The organism is Clostridium estertheticum subsp. estertheticum, assembly GCF_001877035.1.
In the GTDB taxonomy this organism is placed as follows: domain Bacteria; phylum Bacillota; class Clostridia; order Clostridiales; family Clostridiaceae; genus Clostridium_AD; species Clostridium_AD estertheticum.
Genome location: NZ_CP015756.1, coordinates 4,262,498 through 4,282,410, shown reverse-complemented (window position 1 = coordinate 4,282,410; position 19,913 = coordinate 4,262,498). Strand labels below are relative to the sequence as shown.

The 19,913-nt window shown below is 29.6% G+C and carries 18 protein-coding genes and 2 other annotated features; of the genes, 9 read left to right on the top strand and 9 right to left on the bottom strand.

Translation table 11 applies throughout. From position 1 onward, the window contains the following. Window positions 1–123: 123 nt before the first annotated feature. From A7L45_RS20000 to A7L45_RS19970, 7 genes are all read left to right on the top strand, one after another. On the top strand, window positions 124–1,536 hold the full coding sequence (locus tag A7L45_RS20000; RefSeq protein WP_071614410.1) for a spore germination protein: 1,413 nt from the start codon (window positions 124–126) through the stop codon (window positions 1,534–1,536). Next, entirely contained in the window at window positions 1,523–2,641 is a 1,119-nt protein-coding gene (locus A7L45_RS19995; protein WP_071614409.1) for a Ger(x)C family spore germination protein, read from the top strand. The genes A7L45_RS20000 and A7L45_RS19995 overlap by 14 nt, the downstream gene beginning before the upstream one ends. A gap of 118 nt (window positions 2,642–2,759) precedes the next feature. Beyond that, entirely contained in the window at window positions 2,760–3,905 is a 1,146-nt protein-coding gene (locus A7L45_RS19990; protein ID WP_071614408.1) for an AlbA family DNA-binding domain-containing protein, read from the top strand. Window positions 3,906–4,013: 108 nt separating this feature from the next. Beyond that, window positions 4,014–4,249 (top strand) — a binding site (T-box leader). A 60-nt stretch (window positions 4,250–4,309) separates the two neighbouring features. Beyond that, entirely contained in the window at window positions 4,310–5,530 is a 1,221-nt protein-coding gene (gene tyrS, locus A7L45_RS19985) for a tyrosine--tRNA ligase (protein WP_071614407.1), read from the top strand. Window positions 5,531–5,707: 177 nt separating this feature from the next. After that, complete coding sequence (locus A7L45_RS19980; RefSeq protein ID WP_071614406.1) at window positions 5,708–7,699, top strand: hypothetical protein; 1,992 nt, start codon at window positions 5,708–5,710, stop codon at window positions 7,697–7,699. 44 nt (window positions 7,700–7,743) lie between these two features. Beyond that, window positions 7,744–8,010, top strand: a complete 267-nt coding sequence (locus A7L45_RS19975; RefSeq protein ID WP_071614405.1) for an EscU/YscU/HrcU family type III secretion system export apparatus switch protein — start codon at window positions 7,744–7,746, stop codon at window positions 8,008–8,010. 42 nt (window positions 8,011–8,052) lie between these two features. Further along, window positions 8,053–8,742, top strand: a complete 690-nt coding sequence (locus A7L45_RS19970) for a metallophosphoesterase (RefSeq protein WP_071614404.1) — start codon at window positions 8,053–8,055, stop codon at window positions 8,740–8,742. Window positions 8,743–8,906: 164 nt separating this feature from the next. Here A7L45_RS19970 and A7L45_RS19965 read toward each other — a convergent pair whose 3' ends face one another. Next, entirely contained in the window at window positions 8,907–9,785 is an 879-nt protein-coding gene (locus A7L45_RS19965; protein ID WP_152025091.1) for a DUF2225 domain-containing protein, read from the bottom strand. 220 nt (window positions 9,786–10,005) lie between these two features. Here A7L45_RS19965 and yjbM point away from each other — a divergent pair, with 220 nt between their 5' ends. Further along, window positions 10,006–10,797 carry a GTP diphosphokinase gene (yjbM, locus tag A7L45_RS19960; RefSeq protein ID WP_071614403.1) on the top strand — a complete coding sequence of 264 codons (792 nt, stop codon included), beginning with the start codon at window positions 10,006–10,008 and terminating at the stop codon, window positions 10,795–10,797. Window positions 10,798–10,845: 48 nt separating this feature from the next. On the opposite strand, the gene leuS is transcribed toward yjbM, so the two are convergent. The 5 genes from leuS to A7L45_RS19935 form a co-directional block, all read right to left on the bottom strand. After that, window positions 10,846–13,308 carry a leucine--tRNA ligase gene (gene leuS / locus A7L45_RS19955; protein ID WP_071614402.1) on the bottom strand — a complete coding sequence of 821 codons (2,463 nt, stop codon included), beginning with the start codon at window positions 13,306–13,308 and terminating at the stop codon, window positions 10,846–10,848. Window positions 13,309–13,427: 119 nt separating this feature from the next. Then, window positions 13,428–13,645 (bottom strand) — a binding site (T-box leader). Between the two features lie 96 nt (window positions 13,646–13,741). Next, complete coding sequence (locus tag A7L45_RS19950; protein ID WP_071614401.1) at window positions 13,742–14,245, bottom strand: hypothetical protein; 504 nt, start codon at window positions 14,243–14,245, stop codon at window positions 13,742–13,744. 25 nt (window positions 14,246–14,270) lie between these two features. After that, a complete protein-coding gene (locus A7L45_RS19945; RefSeq protein ID WP_071614400.1) occupies window positions 14,271–14,903 on the bottom strand; it encodes a J domain-containing protein in 633 nt (210 codons plus the stop codon). After that, on the bottom strand, window positions 14,887–15,831 hold the full coding sequence (locus A7L45_RS19940; RefSeq protein WP_071614399.1) for a DUF5685 family protein: 945 nt from the start codon (window positions 15,829–15,831) through the stop codon (window positions 14,887–14,889). The genes A7L45_RS19945 and A7L45_RS19940 overlap by 17 nt, the downstream gene beginning before the upstream one ends. Continuing rightward, complete coding sequence (locus A7L45_RS19935) at window positions 15,831–16,379, bottom strand: class IV adenylate cyclase (RefSeq protein ID WP_071614398.1); 549 nt, start codon at window positions 16,377–16,379, stop codon at window positions 15,831–15,833. Before A7L45_RS19935 ends, A7L45_RS19940 begins: the two co-directional genes overlap by 1 nt. Before the next feature lie 288 nt (window positions 16,380–16,667). Here A7L45_RS19935 and A7L45_RS19930 point away from each other — a divergent pair, with 288 nt between their 5' ends. After that, window positions 16,668–17,705 (top strand): nucleoid-associated protein, encoded by a 1,038-nt coding sequence (locus A7L45_RS19930; protein ID WP_071614397.1) that lies wholly within the window; start codon window positions 16,668–16,670, stop codon window positions 17,703–17,705. Between the two features lie 53 nt (window positions 17,706–17,758). Here the strand turns inward: A7L45_RS19930 and A7L45_RS19925 are convergent, their stop codons facing one another. The 3 genes from A7L45_RS19925 to A7L45_RS19915 form a co-directional block, all read right to left on the bottom strand. Continuing rightward, entirely contained in the window at window positions 17,759–18,706 is a 948-nt protein-coding gene (locus A7L45_RS19925; protein ID WP_071614396.1) for a ketose-bisphosphate aldolase, read from the bottom strand. A gap of 126 nt (window positions 18,707–18,832) precedes the next feature. Beyond that, a complete protein-coding gene (locus A7L45_RS19920) occupies window positions 18,833–19,201 on the bottom strand; it encodes a DUF4363 family protein (RefSeq protein ID WP_207647748.1) in 369 nt (122 codons plus the stop codon). Window positions 19,202–19,209: 8 nt separating this feature from the next. After that, window positions 19,210–19,899, bottom strand: a complete 690-nt coding sequence (locus tag A7L45_RS19915) for a DUF421 domain-containing protein (RefSeq protein ID WP_071614394.1) — start codon at window positions 19,897–19,899, stop codon at window positions 19,210–19,212. Window positions 19,900–19,913 lie beyond the last annotated feature (14 nt).

The window sequence follows — 19,913 nt, the reverse complement described above, 5'->3', positions numbered from 1 at the left end:
TAGACGTAATAAAATTACGCCTATGTTAGTATTATTTACCAAATTAAAAATATTAAACTTAAATATTATATAATTTTAGAATATTAAACTTTAACATTACAAACAATAAAGCGGGTGATTAAAATGGAAAAAGTAAATATAGAGTATATTAAGGAGAAATTAAAAAACAGCTATGATGTTAAATATAGAGAAATAAAATGTGAAATGGGGATAATATTTGGCGTATTCATTGATGATTTATGTGATTCTAAATTTATTAGTGAATATATATTTAACCCGCTTATACAACATGATATTACAAATGTAGATATAGAGTATATAAAAAAAGAAATATTACCAGCTAATAATATTGGTGACATTAATACCAATGATGAGGCGATATCGCACATTTTGTCTGGTGACCTAGTGCTTATTTTTTCTTTTGCAAATAAATCAATTTTTTGTGAAGCGAAAGGGTATGTAAGGAGGAGTGTAGGTATTCCTGTTACAGAAAACGTTATTAAGGGACCAAGAGAAGGATTTACAGAGGCTTTTGTAGATAACGTATCGTTGATTAGGCGGAAAATAAAAAATCTCAATTTAAAATTTGAATCCATGACTTTAGGATCTAAATCAAATACAGTAGTTGTATTATGTTATATTGAAGGTGTTGCTCCTAAAAAACTTGTTGATTATATAAGAAAAAAAGTGTCCAATATAAAATTGGAGTTTATTTTAGATACGAATTATATTGAGGAAGCTCTTAAAAATAAGAACACTACTTTTGATACAATCGGCTCTACTGAAAAACCAGATGTGGTTGCATCAAAACTTTTAGAGGGAAAGATAGCAATAGTTGTAGATGGAACGCCGTTTGTAATTACTGCACCATATTTTTTTATAGATAATTTTCAATCGCCAGACGATTATTATTCTAATAAGTATTTTGGAAATTTATCTAGAATTACAAGAGTAATTAGCTTTTTTGCAGCTTGTTTATTGTCAGGTGTATACTTGGCTCTTGCGACCTACCATTTCTCTCTTATTCCATCTGTTCTTGCAATAAGGTTCGCAGTGTCTAGGGCAGGGGTGCCTCTTCCTACAGTTCTAGAACTACTTTTAATGACATTTTTCTTCCAGCTACTTAGGGAGGCGGGTATAAGATTGCCACAGTCAATAGGTCAAGCAATGAGTATTGTTGGAGCTTTAATATTAGGCGATGCTGTAGTTGGAGTAGGAATAGCCTCCCAAAGTACTGTGGTAATAGTTGCACTATCGTCTATATCTTCTTTTTTAGTTCCTAAACTTTATGGTGCTTTATCTATATGGAATATAGTTATTATTATGTTTTCAGCAGTGCTAGGGCTTCCAGGTTTTTATATTGGATTCTTCATTTTAATCGCACATATGTCGGGTCTGGAAAGTTGTGGATATCCATATTTGTTTCCGTTTGGCACATTAGAAAGTTTTAAATCTAAGGATATATTATATAGGAAAGATCTTAACAATATATCTAATAATATTTTCGATAAGGATAATTACAATGAGAAAATATAAAAAAATATTGCTTATAATATGTTTAATAATAAATTGTTTTAATATGTCAGCATGCTTTAGTTACAGGGATATAAATAGGGTTTTATTTGTTACTGCATTAGTCATAGATGTGGATCAAAGTGGTAACCCTGTAACATACATTGAAGCGTTTAAGGGAATAAAGGGGGCGTCTACTGAAGGTGTGGATGAGAGAATATTATTTAATGGTAAAGGAAAAACATTATTTGAGGCCATTAGAGATATGAACTCAACCTCAAGTTACAAATTAAATTATACACAAAATAAAGTCATAATATTTACTCAAAGGGCTGCAGAGCACGGACTTGATAATTTCGTAGACTTGCTATCTCGTGACCAGGAATTACTTGTAAGACCCTATATAGCAGTATATCCAGGGGATGCACAAAAACTTATGGGGTTGAAAATTACTCAGGAAAAGTACATTGGGTTCTTTATAACAGAACTTATACAAAACATTGGATCATCCCCAAGAGCTGTAATATTAACTTTAAATGATTATCTAAATAAAAGAGTTGCTGGAGAGAAAACATCTGTATTAACAATAATAGATATGCCAAAGGATAGTTTGGAGCCGAAATTACAAATAAATGGTGGAGCGGTAATCAAAGATGATAAAATGGTAAGCATTTTAGAAAGTACTGAGGGGCTAGGATATAACTTTTTAAAGAATACTTTATCAAGTGGTATTTTAGAAGTAACTAATCCTTGTGATATTAATAAATTTGTTACTCTAGAAATAGTAAAAAGTAAAACTAAAACAGAAGTAAATTATTCAGATAACATTGTTCACTTTAAAAAGAAAATTAAAGTTAAGGTAGATTTTGGTGAGGCTCAAGAAAGTATTATACTTACTAAAAAAAATGTTGCGAAAATGGAAGAGACGGCAGAAGATAACATCAAGAAGGCTTGCAATATCTTATTTTCTAAATACAAGGATAAGGGGATAGATATTTTTGAAATAAGTGATGAATTTTATAGGAAATATCCAAATGTAAAAATCCCAAATATTATTAAGAAAACTGAGTTGAAAGTCGAAGTAGATGTAGAAATAATGACCTCCGGAGATGATAAAAATTTTCATTAATTTAGCATTATTTATGTAATGGTATTTAATCCTCTTTTGTTGTAAAATATAATTACATTTGAAACATTGTTATACTATAATAATAATATATTATTATAGCGGGGTTGGGGTGAAATACATGGATTTAAAAAGAATTAGCATCTTGCTCAAAAGGGATGAGGGTACAAAACTAGATTACAAGCAAAAAATTGATATATTAATAGAAAGTGGTAAAAAAGAATTAGCTAAAGATGTATCTGCTATAGCAAATTCTCGTGGAGGACGTGGATATATCATAATTGGGGTAGAGGATAAAACAAAAAGAATTATAGGTATTGATGCCAATGAATTTAAAGAAGAACAAATTCAACAAATAATTAGTTCAAGATGTGAACCACCTATTCCAATATCCATAGATTTTATATTATATCAAAGCAAAAACCTGGCAATTATAACTATATATGATGGTGGTCAGAAACCTTATCAATTAAGGGAAAATGGGGCGTTTTACATAAGACGAGGGTCCACAACAGATACAATGAGGAAAGAGGAATTAATTTCCTGTTTACAAGAAAATTTTAATCTTAATATTGAGACTATGCCTATTATGAATAGTGATGTTAATAGTTTGAATTTCAATATAATCAATAAGTATTTTGAAAATAAAGGAATCTTAGTAAATAACGATAATAGGTTAGAATTTATGGACAATGCAGGAATAACTTTTATAGAAAGAGATTATAATAAAAGGGTAGTTACCCTGGGTGGATTATTAGTATTTTCCTCAATAAATAGTATTTATTTACCTCATAATATGATAAAGATTATAAATAAGGTAAACGATAAATTCGATGAGGTAATACTTGTGCAAGGTAATTTATTAGATATGTTAGATAGAGTAGAAGAAATTTTAAAAAAGATATTTCCATCAAATTATCCTATAAGTGCAGTTCATGAAGCCGTAAAGAATGCAATACTTTATAGGGATTATACTATATTTAACAAGGAAATTGAAATAGTAGTAAATTACAACAGTGTAAGTGTAATTAGCCCTGGTAATCTATTATTTTCAACTGAAGTTAATACTCATAATTATTTAAAAAGAAACATGTGGATATATGATAAGCTAATAGTTTTGGATGACAAAAAAAGATTTATAAAATCGGGGAAAGGATTTGCACGAATGAAAAAGGATTTTATTAAGTATGGTAAAGTAATATTTGTGGATTCAAAAGATGATAATACCTTTAAGTCTATTTTCCCAGGAGTTAAGCATTTTATTTGAGCCTATATTTAATAATGTCTATATATTAAATATATATTTAATATATACGGGGAAAATAGTTGAAAATAAACGTAATAAATGGTTAAATAGATATAAGTTAAAAAAATATATAAAGCTATGAAAGAAAAAAGTAACTATAGGAATTATTAAGAGAGCTAGTGGTAGGTGTGAACTAGTTAAGGAATATGGTGAATTACATTCTGGAGCTTTAAGCTGAAATAAAGTTATGCGTCACCATAGGTGACGATTAAATTAAGCTGAGACGGGTTGACCTTACGTTATAAGGAAAAAGCGGATTGTTAAATCAATTTGGGTGGTACCACGGAAAATATTTCGTCCCTTTCATAGGGGGCGTTTTTTTTATCCCCAAAAATAAGTAGTATTAAAATAGGGAGGAACAAATCATGGAAAATGTATATGATACACTTTTAGAACGAGGATATTTAAAGCAACTTACTCACGAGGATGATATCAAGAAAATATTAGGAAAGGAGAAGGTTACATTTTATATAGGATTTGATCCAACAGCGGATAGCCTACATGTTGGTCATTTTGTTACTATGATGTTTATGGCACATATGCAAAGGGCAGGGCATAGACCTATAGCATTAGTTGGTGGAGGAACTGCGATGATAGGTGATCCATCTGGTAAAACAGATATGAGAAAAATGCTTTCAAAGGAAGAAATTGATCATAACATAAGTTGCATAAAAACTCAGCTTTCAAGACTTATAGATTTTAAGGATGACAAAGCAATACTTGAAAACAATGCAAACTGGTTATTAAACTTAAATTATGTAGAATTTATAAGGGATATAGGAGTACATTTTACAGTAAACAGGATGTTAGCTGCTGAGTGTTATAAACAGAGATTAGAAAAGGGTTTATCTTTCCTTGAATTTAACTATATGCTTATGCAAGGATATGATTTTTTAATGTTAAATCAGAAATATGGATGCACTATGCAATTAGGTGGAGATGATCAATGGTCAAACATTATTGCTGGCATGGAACTGATAAGAAAAAAAGAAAGTAAAGCTTCTTATGGAATAACTTGTGCATTATTAACAAATAGTGAAGGCAAGAAAATGGGGAAAACGGAAAATGGCGCTTTATGGCTTGACGCAGATAAAACATCTCCACATGATTTTTACCAATACTGGAGAAATGTAGAGGACTCAGTTGTAGAGAAATGTTTATCTTTACTTACCTTTGTACCAATGGACGAAATCAGGAGGCTCTGCGCTTTAGAGGGTGAAAAAATTAATGAGGCTAAAAAAGTTTTAGCTTTTGAGGTTACAAAACTTATTCATGGAGAAGAAGAAGCTATGAAGGCTCAAAGCGCAGCACAAGCATTGTTTGGTGCTGGAGCTGATATGAGTAGCGTGCCGACTGTATCTATCCCAGGAAGCATGTTAGGTGCTGGATTGATGGATATATTAGTCTACACTAAAGTATTACCTTCAAAAGCAGAAGCTAGAAGGCTAATAGAACAAGGCGGATTAACTATCAATGATAAGAGGATCGAAGATAAAAATGAAACTCTAGTAGATACTGATTTCAAAGATGGTAAAGTACTTATTAAAAAAGGAAAGAAAAAATATTACTCATTGATCATTGAATAAAACATTCTAAAAGGCAAAGTTAAAATTTATATTTTAGCTTTGTCTTTTGATTTAAAAGGGCAATTTAATATTTATAGAAAATTATTGATATCCCCTTCAAAAAAATGGTTTATATACGATAATAAAATATTGATGATTTTTTAAATATTAGTAACTTAAACAAATTGGAGGTGGCTTATGGCGATAATTAGTAATAATCCAATTTTGCAAAATCCTTTAGCTAAAAAAGCTTTTAGTAAAATATCATTTGAAGCTGGAGAGAAATTCAATGCAAGAATTGTAAGTGTAGACCAGCAAAAAGGAGAAGTTAATTTAAAATTATTAGATGGATGGCAATTTGTGGCGAAGCTAGATAAGCCACTAGAACAAGGGACTAGCGGTAGCGTTCTGAATTTTGAAGTAGAAGGATTCGAAGAGGGAAAGCTTAAAATAAAGCTAGTACATGAGGATAGTAAAAACGTAGAAAATGACATTTTAAAAGACAATCATAGTGGAAAATTATTAAGCACTGACAAAACAGACGCTTTACTTTTTGAAAAAATGATAAAACATGATATGCCTCTAACTAAAGATAATATAACTGATATAAAAAACTTAGTTGATTTTAAAGGGAAAATATCTTTGAATGGGGAAAAAGAGGATGCTTTTATAACTAAATATATTGAAAGTAGAAACATTGACCCAAATAGTGCTAAAGCTAATGATATAACAAAAGTTTTAAAAGATTTTTTTGCAGTTTTAAAGAATCTAAATGTTGATGAGATATTATTATTTAAAGAAAATAATATTGGATTTACTAAAGAAAATCTTGAAAGCTTTATAAAGTTATTTAAGGGCGATTCAGCTATATATAACAATTTAAAAGAAATTAAAAACTATCTATTTAGCAGTGGAGAAAATAAAGATATGCAAGAGTCGATAAAGCCTTTAGCAGTAAGTCAAAATCAGAATGGTATTACAATGGTTAAAAACAATGAAAAAACTAGTACAGAGGGATCATTTATAGATAGTAAGTTTGATAATAATAATAATTTTAAAGAAGTAGTTAGTCTAATAAATAAAGAACTTAAAAATTTAGGTCTAAATCATATATTATCCAGTTCTACTATTAAAAGTTTAGGACAGGGTGAAAGCTTAGGACAGCGTGAAAATTTAGAAATAGGTGAAAATTTTGAACAAGTTGAAAATTTACAACAAAATAAAAATTTGGAACCAAGCAAAAGTTTGAAATTACAAATTGGAAGTTTTAATAAAGGAGAAATTAAAACTTTAGTGGACAAAATTTTAAAAATGGAAAATATAGAAATAAGTTCAGATAGTAGTACTAAAATTATAGATAATCTAGAGGAAAAATTGAATACAAAAGAAATTGAGCCTAGCAGTAAAAATTTAGATAATATAAATAAGAATAAAGAAATTCCTTTGAATAAGTTGGATAAAGCTACTGTTAGTGAAAGCAAAATAGAAAATAAAAATTTTACAAATACTAAGGTTAATGGTTATGGCAAAAACAATTCACTTAATGAAATTATAAATATGATAAAAAAAGAATTGAATTTTTCAGACATAGATAAAAAAGTTATAGATAATGTGGAAAAAGAGATATCAAAAACAGCTACAGATATTATTATTAAGGATCAAATAAAATTAAAGACAGGTGAAATTAAAGATATAGTTAAGGATATTATTCAAAATAAACTTAATCTTAAACCAGAGACTTATGAGAAGGTTATAGATATGTTTAATCAAAAACTTAACGATATAAAAATATTTAATTCTATTTCTCAGCAGTATTATTATTTAGATTTGCCTATAAATGTTAAAAATGATGAGTATCAACTTAAATTAATAATTAAAGATGATAGAAATAAAGGCAAAAAAATTGATAGTACAAATGTAAAGATTGCTACAAGTATAAAAACAATAAATATGGGAACAGTTGATGCATATATTAAAATTAGTAATAGTAGTATGAATATAGATATTAATTGCGATGAATTTTTTGTTGAAGTTTTGGATATTAGCAAGGAAAAGTTAATTAAGGATTTATCAAGTTTAAGTTATAGAGTTAGTATTAATGTAAATAATAAGGTTAACGAGTTTACGTTAGCGGAATGTGGGGAATTTTTTAATGATAGAAGTTTTAATGCAATCAATATAAAGGTATAATATAATTAGGTGTTTAAGACGATTAGCATATGAGGTGTGTTAAAATGAAAAAGATAAAAAAAGCTACTGCAATAAAATATGAAAATGGATATGATGCTCCTATAGTAACGGCAGCTGGAATAGGTTATATTGCAGATGAAATTGTTAGAACTGCACAGGAGAGTAAGGTTGCAATAGTACAAAATGAAGAATTAGCGAATTTGCTCTCAAATGTTGATATAGGATCGGAAATACCCGTAGAATTATACGATGCAATAGCAAAGGTCATTGCTTATGTTATGGATATAGATGCATTAATGAAAAAAAATTAGAACTTAAAAAAGAATATAGTGTAGTTAATTAGGAGGTGTATTATGGCGTTGTGGGCAATATCAGATCTTCATTTAGCTATCAATTCAGATAAACCTATGGATATATTTGGAGATAAATGGAGTAATCATCATGTGAAAATAAAAAAAAATTGGATTAACAAGATATCTCCAGAGGATACGGTACTAATTGCGGGAGATATTTCGTGGTCTATGCATATGTCTGAGGGTATGGATGATTTAGATTGGATTCATAAACTACCAGGAAGAAAAATACTTATCAAAGGAAATCATGATTATTGGTGGAGTGGTATAACGAAGCTTAATGCTCTCTATGAAGATATGAATTTTATTCAAAATAATTTTTTCAACTATAATGATGTTGCTATATGTGGAACGCGGGGCTGGAATTGCCCAGGGTCAACAAAATTTTCTATTCATGATGAAAAAATATATAATAGGGAATTAATAAGACTGCGAATTTCATTAGATGCAGCAGTTAAGAGCGGATATAAGAAATTTATTGTAATGCTTCACTATCCACCTACTACTGATAAGTTTGAGGAAACTGAACTTATCAGTATAGTAAAAGAATATAATGTTTCAAAAGTAATTTATGGTCACTTGCATGGGCCATCTTTAAATAGGTTATATGAAGGAAATATAGAGGGCGTTGATTATATAGTAACGTCTTGTGACTACTTAAATTTTGATCCTTTAAAAATATTAGAATAAAATATAAGTTAATGAAATGTGTATAATTAATAGCGATAAATTTGTTTATGTGGATAACTTATTAAATAGTCAAAGGCACATAAAGATAAATAACAAGTCAAATAAGCACGTTTTAAAATGTGAGTATATTGACTTCTTGTTTACTTTTATGTGCCTTATTTTTATTATTTAAATAATTTGGAAAAAAAACTAGATTTTTTGGTGTTTTCTAATGGCTCAAAGTTTTCTGTAGAAGATATGTTTGAGTTATCAGTATCAGCGAGTAACGCAGCAGCTTCTTCTTTGATTAGGTCTTTCATATCTCGTGCAAGTTCTTTTAAATTTTGTTTAACATTAGGGGTTGTTATCACATTGCTAAACCAAACTAAAGAATCGTCTGTATGTCCAAGGCGTCTATTTAATTCTCCGATAAGATACATAGCACTGTATTTATCCATGCCATATATGGGGAATGCTTCGGCGTAGTATGCATCACTAAGGCCTTCTAGAGCTTGTTTTAAAAATACTAGCTCTATTTCTTTAGAGGCCTGCGTATCTATTAGTCTGTACATCCAGGCAAGTTTCATGCAATTTATTGCTTTCTTACTAGATTTCGCATTTGTTATAACATAATTTAAAAGAGATAATTTATATCTTTCAATAGCAACATGAACATCATAAACTTCTGGGTACATTCGTCCATGCCACTTGCTTGATATAGATTTTTGTACTTGCTCTATTTCTATACTTCGTATAGTATAGAAATCTGTTTTCATAGCTGCATATCCACAAGAATTACAAAGCCATACATCATAGAAATAAGGATTAATTAATGAGTACCTAATAAAAAAATCACTGTCTTTTTTTATCATTCTATAAGCAGAGGATTTTACTGTTGCAGCCTTGAATACGTGGTTACAAACAGGGCAGGTGACCTCTTTATTATATAGAAAAGATCTTTCCTTGCTTTCTTTTACGGCTTCAGTTTCTTTGTTATATATGTTAATATGGTCAATATTATCAAATCCCATATTCTCTAGACCGGAAAATATATTTTTATCCATTTAATCACCTCAAAGTTAGATTTAATGTGGTATGATTAGTTATATAATTTACTATATTTTACTTAATAAATTGCTATTATAGTAATTTAGTAGTAAATTAATTATAACAGAAAATTAATATAAATATAATATTAATGTAAAACGTAACCATAAAAATCTGATATGTTAATTATAAACCTTAAAAGAATGAATATGAAATATTATGTAAAGGACTGAGAATATGGCAATAAGAGAGTGGAAAAGATTTCTAATCCCTTATGAACAGGGTGTGGAGGAGTTAAAAGTAAAGTTCAGAAGTATAAGAAGAGAATATAGACGTAAAAATGACTATTCACCTATAGAATTTGTTACAGGGAGAGTTAAAGAGATATCTAGTATCCTTGAGAAAGCTAATAAATTCTCTATTCCTTTGGACAGAATTGAATTTGAGATGGAGGATATAGCTGGAATAAGGATAATGTGCCAATTTGTTGATGATATTGATAAGGTGGTAAATTTAATTCGAGAGCGACGTGATATGCAGATAGTTTATGAAAAAGATTATGTTGCAAATGTAAAAGGGAGTGGATATAGAAGTTATCATATGATTATAAAGTATCCTGTGAACTTAGCTGGTGGTCAAACTGAAATACTCGCAGAATTTCAAATCAGAACACTTGCAATGAATTTTTGGGCTACGGTTGAGCATTCTCTAAATTATAAATATAAGCATGATATTCCAGAGTATATAAGAAAAAAACTTAAAAATGCTGCAGATGCTGCTTTTCAACTAGATGAACAAATGCTAGAAATTAAAGATGAAATTAAAGATGCACAAAAACTATTTGAGGTGAAATCTAATTTAGTATCAGATATAATGAATAATATACTTATGTTATCATCTCTTGGAAAATTAATGGATGCAACTAGGTATAGAGAACAAATAAACAAGTTATTAGAAGAAGGAGAAGTTTTTGAACTTAGTAGTTTACTTCGTGCAACTCAAAAAACATTAGACATGTATAAGGCATAATCAAAAGGGGAGTAGAACATTTTAAATAAAATGTTCTACTCCCTTTTTTTAAGAAACTACTATATTAACTAGTCGTCCTTTGATTACAATAACCTTGCGCACAGTTTTACCTTCAAGAGCGGCAATGAATGTTTCATCATTTAAAGCGGCTTGTTTTATACTTTCTTCATCTAAACCTTGAGCTATAGTTATTCTAGATTTAATCTTACCATTTATTTGAATGGCAATCTCTACTTCATCTTTAATAAGAGCACTCTCATCAAAGGTAGGCCAGCTTTGGTTAAATATAGAATAACCCATACCTAATGTCTCCCATTTCTCTTCTGAAAAGTGAGGAGCGAAGGGAGCTAAAAGTTTAAGATAATCTATAAGCACTTCTTTTAATAATTTACTGTTTATACTTTCATAATTAACATATTTTGATACAGCATTTGTAAGTTCCATAAGTCTTGCAATTGAAGTATTAAATTGAAGTTTCTCAGTATCTTCGGTAATACCTTTTATTGCAAAATTTCTCCAATAGTTCAATTCTTTTTCATTAGCACCGATAGAAGTTACATTATTAGTGTTTTTTAAAATTTCGTCACTTCCGGTGTCTACAGCCCTTTCAATTCTATCAACAAACCTTGATATAGCTTTTATACCATCATCACTCCAAGCACCACCCTCAGTATAGCCAAAACCAAACATTAGGTACATTCTAAATACATCTGCTCCAAACTCTTTTATATACTTGTCTGGTGAGATTGTATTCCCTTTGGATTTACTCATCTTTAATCCATCTTCTCCGAGTATTAAACCTTGGTGAGTAAGAGATAAGAATGGTTCATCAAAGTTTAAATATCCCATATCTCGAAGAGCTTTTGTGATAAATCTTGCATAAAGTAGGTGCATGCATGCATGCTCAGGACCGCCTACGTACTTGTCTACAGGTAACATTTTGTTTATTAAGTCTGTATCAAAAGCCTTTTCACTATTTTTATTATCTGCATATCTTAAATAGTAGAAAGAAGAACAAACGAATGTATCTAAGGTATCGGCTTCTCTATGAGCCGGGCCTCCGCATTTAGGACAAGTGACATTAATAAACTCCTCACATTTAGCTAAGGGTGATTCGCCGTTTGGTGTAAATTCCACATCATAAGGTAACTCTACTGGTAGCTGAGTCTCAGGAACAGGAACAGTTCCACATTTATCACAGTGAATTATTGGAATAGGTGCGCCCCAATATCTTTGCCTTGAAACTAACCAATCACGAAGTCTAAAGTTTACCTTGCCAGAACCTAAATTCATGGTTTCTAATTTTTTAACTATTGCTTCTTTTGCGTCATTTGTAGATAAACCATTAAATTCTTCACTATTTATAATTTTACCATGTTCAGTATAAGGAAGTTTTTCATCGTCTTCATTCTTGCTTTTAAAACCAACGATTACTCTTTCAATAGGTAAATTGTATTTAGTTGCGAAAGCAAAATCTCTATCATCATGAGCTGGAACAGCCATAACGCAACCAGTTCCATAAGTGTTTAGAACGTAGTCTGCAATCCAAATAGGAACTTTGCGTCCGTTTATAGGATTTATAGCATAAGAACCTGTAAATACACCAGTTTTATCTCTTGTAATAGACTGCCTTTCTATATCGGTTTGTTTCCTGGCATCATATTTATAAGATTCAACAGCATCCTTGTATTCATCCTTAGTAAGAATGTCAACAAGATCATTTTCAGGGGCTATAACTACATATGAAACGCCATATAGAGTGTCTACCCTTGTTGTAAATACACTAAAGTCTACATCGGAATCCGATACCTTAAAAGTAACATCAGCACCAGTAGATTTACCTATCCAATGTCTTTGCATTGCTTTAGTTTTTTCTGGCCAATCTAAAGTGTCAAGCATTTCTAGTAGTTCCTCAGCGTAGTCAGTAATTTTTAAAAACCACTGAGTTAAATTCTTTTTAGTAACTTCAGTGCCACATCTCTCGCAAGAACCATCTGTAAGTACTTGTTCATTCGCAAGAACTGTATTACAACTAGGGCACCAATTTACTGGGGCTTTTTTTCTATAAGCAAGACCTTTTTCAAATAATTTTAAGAATAACCATTGAGTCCATTTATAATAATCAGGTCTACAAGTTACAACTTCATGATCCCAATTAAACATAGCTCCCATAGCCTTTAATTGTTTTTTCATATTAATAATGTTTTGCTCAGTAGAATCTTTTGGATGAACACCTGTTTTTATTGCGTAGTTTTCGGCAGGTAGCCCAAAAGCGTCAAAACCCATTGGTTGAAATACATTATATCCTTGCATTCTTTTCATTCTAGCCCAAGTATCTACGGGGCCGTAGTTAAACCAATGTCCAGCATGTAATTGGCTTCCAGATGGATAAGAGAACATTTCAAGTACATATAATTTTCTTTCAGTATTATTCTCATCAAATTTGTATAGATCTGTGTCTTCCCATTTTTGTTGCCATTTTTCATCGATGCCTGTATTATATTTTGCCATTAATATTCCTCCTTGTTATGTTTTAATCTTAAGCTTGATTAATTATTTTTTCTATATAGATTTTTTGTGATTAAATGTAAAAATATGTATGACTAAAAATAAAAAAACTTCCATCTCAAAAAAGAGACGAAAGTAATATTCCGCGGTACCACTCTAGTTAGGTTTTAAACCTCACTTGCAAATATAACGGTTTTAACCGTACTTGTTTTTACAAGTAGGCTTTTACTTACGATGTAAGTCTATAGGTAAGTTCATATTTTATCATTACTGCTTTGCAGCTAACAGCAGCTCTCTAAAAAATGATATAAATACTAATACTCCTAATCAAAGCTATTTATTATATTAGTGTTTGTTTATTACTGGATTGTTATCCATTATAATTTAAATAAAATTTTGTGTCAATACAATAAGCTCATGAGGATTTATGGTATTTTTATTTAAATTTCTTTAAAAGGTTTTTATTAGCATAAGATATAAAGGCAGTAAGTGCATAATCATAGATTACAAAGCCAACTTCTACAATAATAAGGAGCAAATAAAGATTTATATTTATATTTGGGATTTTTAGGAACAACATTTTATATATAAATACGATTATACCGGAGGTTATATTAAAATACAATAACTTTAGTACAATTTCTATAGGAATATTTCTTAGCTTTTCTACATAATATTTTACAAAACCATAGGAGCCAAAAATCAATATATAACTTAAGCCTATAAGCTTTGATGGTATAATAAATAAACTAAGTAAGGAAACCGCACCGTAGACTACAACAGTATTCTTTACTCCGGTAAGCATAATGGAAAGAGGAATTATGCAAGAAGCTATACATAGTACAGATAATCTGTTTGTAGGTATAACGGAAGATATATATAGTAATATCAAACTAAGTGCTGCGAATATTCCACCTTTAGCAATATGGTTAGATTTCATAAAATCATCTCCTAAATTAATAGACTTAGCAACACGAAATAAGATCTCCGCCGAAACATTCACAAATGGTATCTGCACACCAGAGGTTAAGGCACATGTTACCCATACCGCCGGAATTGTTATTTGTCCTACCATAATAGTTATTTCTATAATTTGAAGATTGATTATTTAGTTGATTAAAACTTTGTCTGTATTCAACATTATTAGGTTCTTGGGTGCAGGCACGATTAATAAAAGTATAAGCACTATCATGCCAACCTTTTTTTAGGTGAACTGTTCCCATTAAAAAATTCCATTCAGCGGTTTTTGTGTTCATGGAGCCTAATTTTTGCTCAGCAGAGGGGAGGTTACCACTATTTATATCCATTCTTATAGATTGATATATATTGTTATTATTGTAGTCATTATTTGAACTTGAACCATTATTAGAAGAACTATAATTGTTTGATGAACTGTTATTATTAGAAGATCCATTGCCTTTCATAAGTGTATCATAAGCTTCATTTAATTCTCTCATTTTAACTTCGGCCAGATCTTTTAATGGATTATCACCATATTGATCAGGATGATATTTTTTTGCTAGTTCTCTATAGGCTTTTTTAATATCTTCTTTAGATGTTCCTTCTTTTACACCAAGTACTTCATAGGGATTTGCCATTTTTATCTTCCACTCCTTTTAAATTATCAATAGTTTCTTTATTAAATACTTTATCCATCTTTTCCATGAGTCCTAATTCTAGTATATTACTTAATATATCTTCATTTTTAATTAAAGGTAAATTATTCAAATATTTTAAACACGAAGAGGCACAAGTGGCCAATATAAAATCAATTCTTGGTTTAATCAATATAGAAAAACTTTTGAAATCCAGATTATCTGTATTAAGTAATGAATTTATAGCATTAAAAGAATTACTTTTTATATCCTTTTCTAAATCGTCATAGGCATCTATAATATATATCCATTTGCCTAAATTATACCCAAGCCAGTATAAATCATCTTTAAAAGAGGAGTCTTTATAATAAAAGGATATTATAAAACCTGTAAGATCAGCAAAGACATGTGATAACCCATCTATAGATAGCTGTTCATCTATTGATAGATGCTCATAAGTACCCATATCATCATTATGATTTGCCTCTAGAGTGTTTAGAAGTAATAGTTTGTCTTTTGTATACTCCATTACATCAGTATATGATAATTCTGCCTTTGGTAAATAGGTTTTTAAAAATATTGAATAAATTTTGCTCTTCATTGTTTTATTATCTTGGACATCATCCATTAGCTTATAATAAGCTAATGTAACATTGCAAAAAGCAGCATAATCTAAAGCTTTATTATTATTTATCATAAGTCTTTTTTTTAATGGGTGTATTAAACATTTAAATTTAACAAAATTATATTTACTTTCTGATAAGGAATCCAAAAGTACTGCTAAAAATGTCATGTCAAAATTTAGAGTTAGTCTTGGAAGATTACCAAAATCATTTTTTATGGAATTACATAGACCGCAATAATAAGCTTTGAATATCTCGTAGTCTTTTATCTTCATTTCCATTTTGCATGGAGTTACATAACCAAACATTATATCTTTTCCATTGATTTTTTTGATTCTAATATTTCATAAATACTTTTAGAGGTAGTATCTGCTAAACTGTAACCAAGTAATCTTACAACTTCTTCAATCTCAGCTTCCGATGCACTTTCAATTTCTATATAAGGAAAAGGACAAAAATCCTTCTCATTTATGTCGATTTCTATAAGAGTATTTTTATATTTATAGCTTTCTCTATATTTTTTAATAGACTGAATAAGCTTGAGGCCTAAGGCTTCAAATATTCCCTTCGCTGCAATTTCATCTTTAATTTCAGATTCATGCTCATTCATAATTTTATATTTTTCTTGGCTTATAAGTTTTTTTGTGGTGATATAGTGAATAGTTGAATTTTTTAAATTATCTTTAACTGTACGTATTCTTGCATAGCCTTTACCAATTAGTAGTCTTTTATCCGAGAAATCATAAATATTATTTATTTGATCCTCTTGTTTTACTTTTAAACAATTTAGACTTAATAATTTTTCGCGAATTTCCTTAACATCGATGTCTATAATTCTAAGCTCTATTTCTTTCAAAATAATCCTCCTTGATACTTTAGGGTATATAATGATCAATAAATTAATTAACCATTAATTGTGATTATATCATAAGTTAAATAAAGTAACATTAATAATTCATTAAAATTATCAATTTTGATAGCAATATATGACTTTGTTATAATCATAAATACATAGTATAATAGTTAAGCACATTCAAATAAGTAAACTCATCTCTTTCAGAGCTGCTAACTCATCTCTTGCAGAGCTGTTTTAACTTGCGAATTATTTTCATGTGCCTTATATAATTATTAAGGTGGTGTTTTTTTGGAGTATATAAAAGAAGTTAATATAAATGAGGCTATTATTCATGTTTTAGATAACAATGCAGATGAACCTATCTTGAATGAATATGCATTAGATTTAGATGAAGAAAAATATAATTTTATACTTAAACATATTCAAAAATGCTTAAAAGATGAAGATTTAAAATATGGGGTATTTTCTCCTGAGTCAAATATAGTAAAAGATTTATCTCAAGAATATTTAAATGGTGAGAATAATATACTCGCTGTTTCAAAGGAACTAGCAAAACAAATGTTTATTTTAATGAGAACAAAGGGGAGTATTTCTTCTTGCGATTTAATAGTAGTATCTTTTACTACAGAGTTTGGTCCAGTACTTGGTATATTTAAAATGGATTATATAAAAAACTATGTTCACACTATTGAGTTTGTTGATGAAAAATTAGGGATTGATATAGTGCCACAGTTTACGGGTCTACCTGGTAGTTCTCAAAGAATACAAAAATGCGCTTTTATAAAACCAATTAGAGCTGAAAATAGTTTTGATTTAATGGTTATTGATAAAAGGAGCAAAACCAAGGAAAATGAGGAGAATGACTCAAACTATTTTATTAATAATTATTTAGGCTGCACGATTGTTGACAATGAAAGAGATATCACTAAAAGTTTTGTAAAGGCAGTTGAGAAATTTACCCAAAATACTTTCGCAGAAAATGCAGATGAAGCAGAAGTTGTTAGAAGTGCTATAAAAAGAAAACTTCGGGAAGAAGATAATATTGATGTTAAAGAATTGTCGCAGCAGATATTTCCTGAAAATAATGAAAATAAGGAAAAATTTGTTGAGTTTATAGCACAGCAAGGAATTTGCGAAAATATTAGTCTTGATAAAGAATGGATCGATAAAAAATTAAAAAGAGTAAGGCTCAAGATTGATAAGGATATAGATTTATATGTAAATGAAGAAACATATCATGATGATAGTCGCTTTGAAATACAAAGAAATGGTGATGGAACAATTAATATGGTTATCAAACATGTAAGTAATTACGTTGAAAAATAAAAAACAATAAGACCCACAGTAGAAATCTACTGTGGGTCTTATATTGATTTAAATTACTTAGATGAGTTAGTAGATCCTAAAACATTAGTAATTTTACCTTCAACTAATTTAGTTATGTTAGTTCTTGCTTCTCCTAAATATTTTCTAGGATCTATTTCGCCAAGGTTTTTTGTAAGTACTTTTCTTATTGAACCAGTCATTGCAAGTCTTAAATCAGTATCCATGTTTATTTTACAAACAGACATAGAAGCTGCTTTTCTAAGCATTTCTAGTGGGATTCCTTTTGCACCCTTCATTTCTCCACCAAATTCATTGATCATAGTAACATATTCTTGATCTACAGCAGATGCACCATGAAGAACTATTGGGAAATTATGAAGACCAGCTTCTTCTAATTTTTTTGTGATTAAAGTTAATCTTTCAAAATCAAGTTTAGGTTCACCTTTAAATTTATATGCACCATGGCTTGTTCCTATAGCAATAGCTAAAGAATCTATACCAGTTCTTGTTACATAATCTACTGCTTGTTCTGGATCAGTATATGTTGCATCTGCTGCTGAAACACTAACAGCATCTTCAACTCCAGCAAGTTTACCAAGCTCAGCTTCAACTACAACACCTTTAGAATGAGCAAAATCAACTACTTCTTTAGTTGTCCTTACATTTTCTTCATAATCAAAATGAGAACCATCATACATTACTGAAGTAAATCCAGAAGCTATTGCAAGTTTACATTGTGCCAAATCTGAACCGTGATCTAAGTGAAGAGCTATATCAAGACCAGTGTCTTCTATAGCAGCCTCTACCATTTTTCTAAGGTAAGTTGGTCTTGCATATTTCATAGCGCCACCTGATACTTGAAGTATAACAGCTGACTTGTGAATTGCACAAGCGTCGATAACTCCTTGAATTATTTCCATGTTATTGATGTTAAAAGCACCAATTGCGTAATTTCCTTCTATTGCCTTTTCAAACATTTTAGTAGTAGTAACTAAAGCCATATTAATTCCACCTTTCAAATTTTGTAGGGACATTTATTGTCCCTGCGGGACTTTTTATAATTCCTTATAATTATAAGCTATAAATGGACTATTTTCTACCCTTTTACTATAAATGATATCTACAAATTAAAAAATATTGCTTATAGATACCTTTTCATGGGACATTATATGATCAACAAGATATTTCATAACATGAACAGTGGCTAATCCTTCTGATTTATCTTTAATTTTTATATATTGAGTTAATTTTAAAATCTCGCTATCTATATTATCTAAGTCTTCATGGTGTGTATATATAGTTAAAAGTTTAGAAGTTTTCCTCCACTCAGCTATGTAGGTTAGTGATAATTCGTATGCATCTTGATACTTTTCTTTAATTATATAGCTCTCAAGAGTACAATTTAAATCTTGTAGCTTGCTACATTTGACGTTTATAATATTTACAGATAAAAATATTCCTACCATCATTATAACGAACAAGCTAAAAGCTATCAAAACATTTTTCATTTTTTATTACCTTTCCCTTCTTTAAGTTGATAATAAAACTTATTTTTAGAGTCAAGTATGCCTATGAAGAGATCACTGGCATAGGAAATTTTATTTCTTTTTAATATATTTTTTAGCCAAGTTTCATCTTTTTCTATAAGTTTTAAATTCTTATAATTAATGATGCCATCCATAATCAAAGGTATAGGTAAAGACTCTTGAGTTATGGTTATATTTAAATCATCTTTTGTAGCAGTAGATTGACCAGTTTTTGGTAATATAGACAATGCACCACTAGTCTCCAAAATAGCATATTGGATATCGGATAAATTAAAATATCCTTTTAATCTAAGTTCTTCTAGCAAATCATTAATATTAAATCTTTGATATCTTAGTTCTTTGATATCTATTTTCCCATCTCTTATTAATATGCTAGGGGTACCTGTTAAAAGTTTCCTAGCCTTTTCACTTTTTAGCTCAATGTAAGATGAGGCTACTTGTAGAAATAGCAAAGTAATTATTGGTATAATAGCATGTAAAAGTGGTATTCTTATATCTTCCATTGGAAAGGTTGCAAGATCGGAAATCATTAAAGCAATTACTAGTTCAAAGGGTTCAAGCTGACCTATTTGTTTTTTACCCATCATCCTCATAATAAATATTATTGAAAAGTATAAGAAAAAAGTTCTGATTACTAAAACAAGCACAATATCACCTCTTT

What these genes read in the sequence shown, in the direction of transcription:
- A7L45_RS20000 (WP_071614410.1), top strand. Translation starts at nt 124, where the DNA reads ATGGAAAAAGTAAATATAGAGTATATTAAGGAGAAATTAAAAAACAGC.
- A7L45_RS19995 (WP_071614409.1), top strand. Translation starts at nt 1,523, where the DNA reads ATGAGAAAATATAAAAAAATATTGCTTATAATATGTTTAATAATAAAT.
- A7L45_RS19990 (WP_071614408.1), top strand. Translation starts at nt 2,760, where the DNA reads ATGGATTTAAAAAGAATTAGCATCTTGCTCAAAAGGGATGAGGGTACA.
- tyrS (WP_071614407.1), top strand. Translation starts at nt 4,310, where the DNA reads ATGGAAAATGTATATGATACACTTTTAGAACGAGGATATTTAAAGCAA.
- A7L45_RS19980 (WP_071614406.1), top strand. Translation starts at nt 5,708, where the DNA reads ATGGCGATAATTAGTAATAATCCAATTTTGCAAAATCCTTTAGCTAAA.
- A7L45_RS19975 (WP_071614405.1), top strand. Translation starts at nt 7,744, where the DNA reads ATGAAAAAGATAAAAAAAGCTACTGCAATAAAATATGAAAATGGATAT.
- A7L45_RS19970 (WP_071614404.1), top strand. Translation starts at nt 8,053, where the DNA reads ATGGCGTTGTGGGCAATATCAGATCTTCATTTAGCTATCAATTCAGAT.
- A7L45_RS19965 (WP_152025091.1), bottom strand. Translation starts at nt 9,785, where the DNA reads ATGGATAAAAATATATTTTCCGGTCTAGAGAATATGGGATTTGATAAT.
- yjbM (WP_071614403.1), top strand. Translation starts at nt 10,006, where the DNA reads ATGGCAATAAGAGAGTGGAAAAGATTTCTAATCCCTTATGAACAGGGT.
- leuS (WP_071614402.1), bottom strand. Translation starts at nt 13,308, where the DNA reads ATGGCAAAATATAATACAGGCATCGATGAAAAATGGCAACAAAAATGG.
- A7L45_RS19950 (WP_071614401.1), bottom strand. Translation starts at nt 14,245, where the DNA reads ATGAAATCTAACCATATTGCTAAAGGTGGAATATTCGCAGCACTTAGT.
- A7L45_RS19945 (WP_071614400.1), bottom strand. Translation starts at nt 14,903, where the DNA reads ATGGCAAATCCCTATGAAGTACTTGGTGTAAAAGAAGGAACATCTAAA.
- A7L45_RS19940 (WP_071614399.1), bottom strand. Translation starts at nt 15,831, where the DNA reads ATGTTTGGTTATGTAACTCCATGCAAAATGGAAATGAAGATAAAAGAC.
- A7L45_RS19925 (WP_071614396.1), bottom strand. Translation starts at nt 18,706, where the DNA reads ATGGCTTTAGTTACTACTACTAAAATGTTTGAAAAGGCAATAGAAGGA.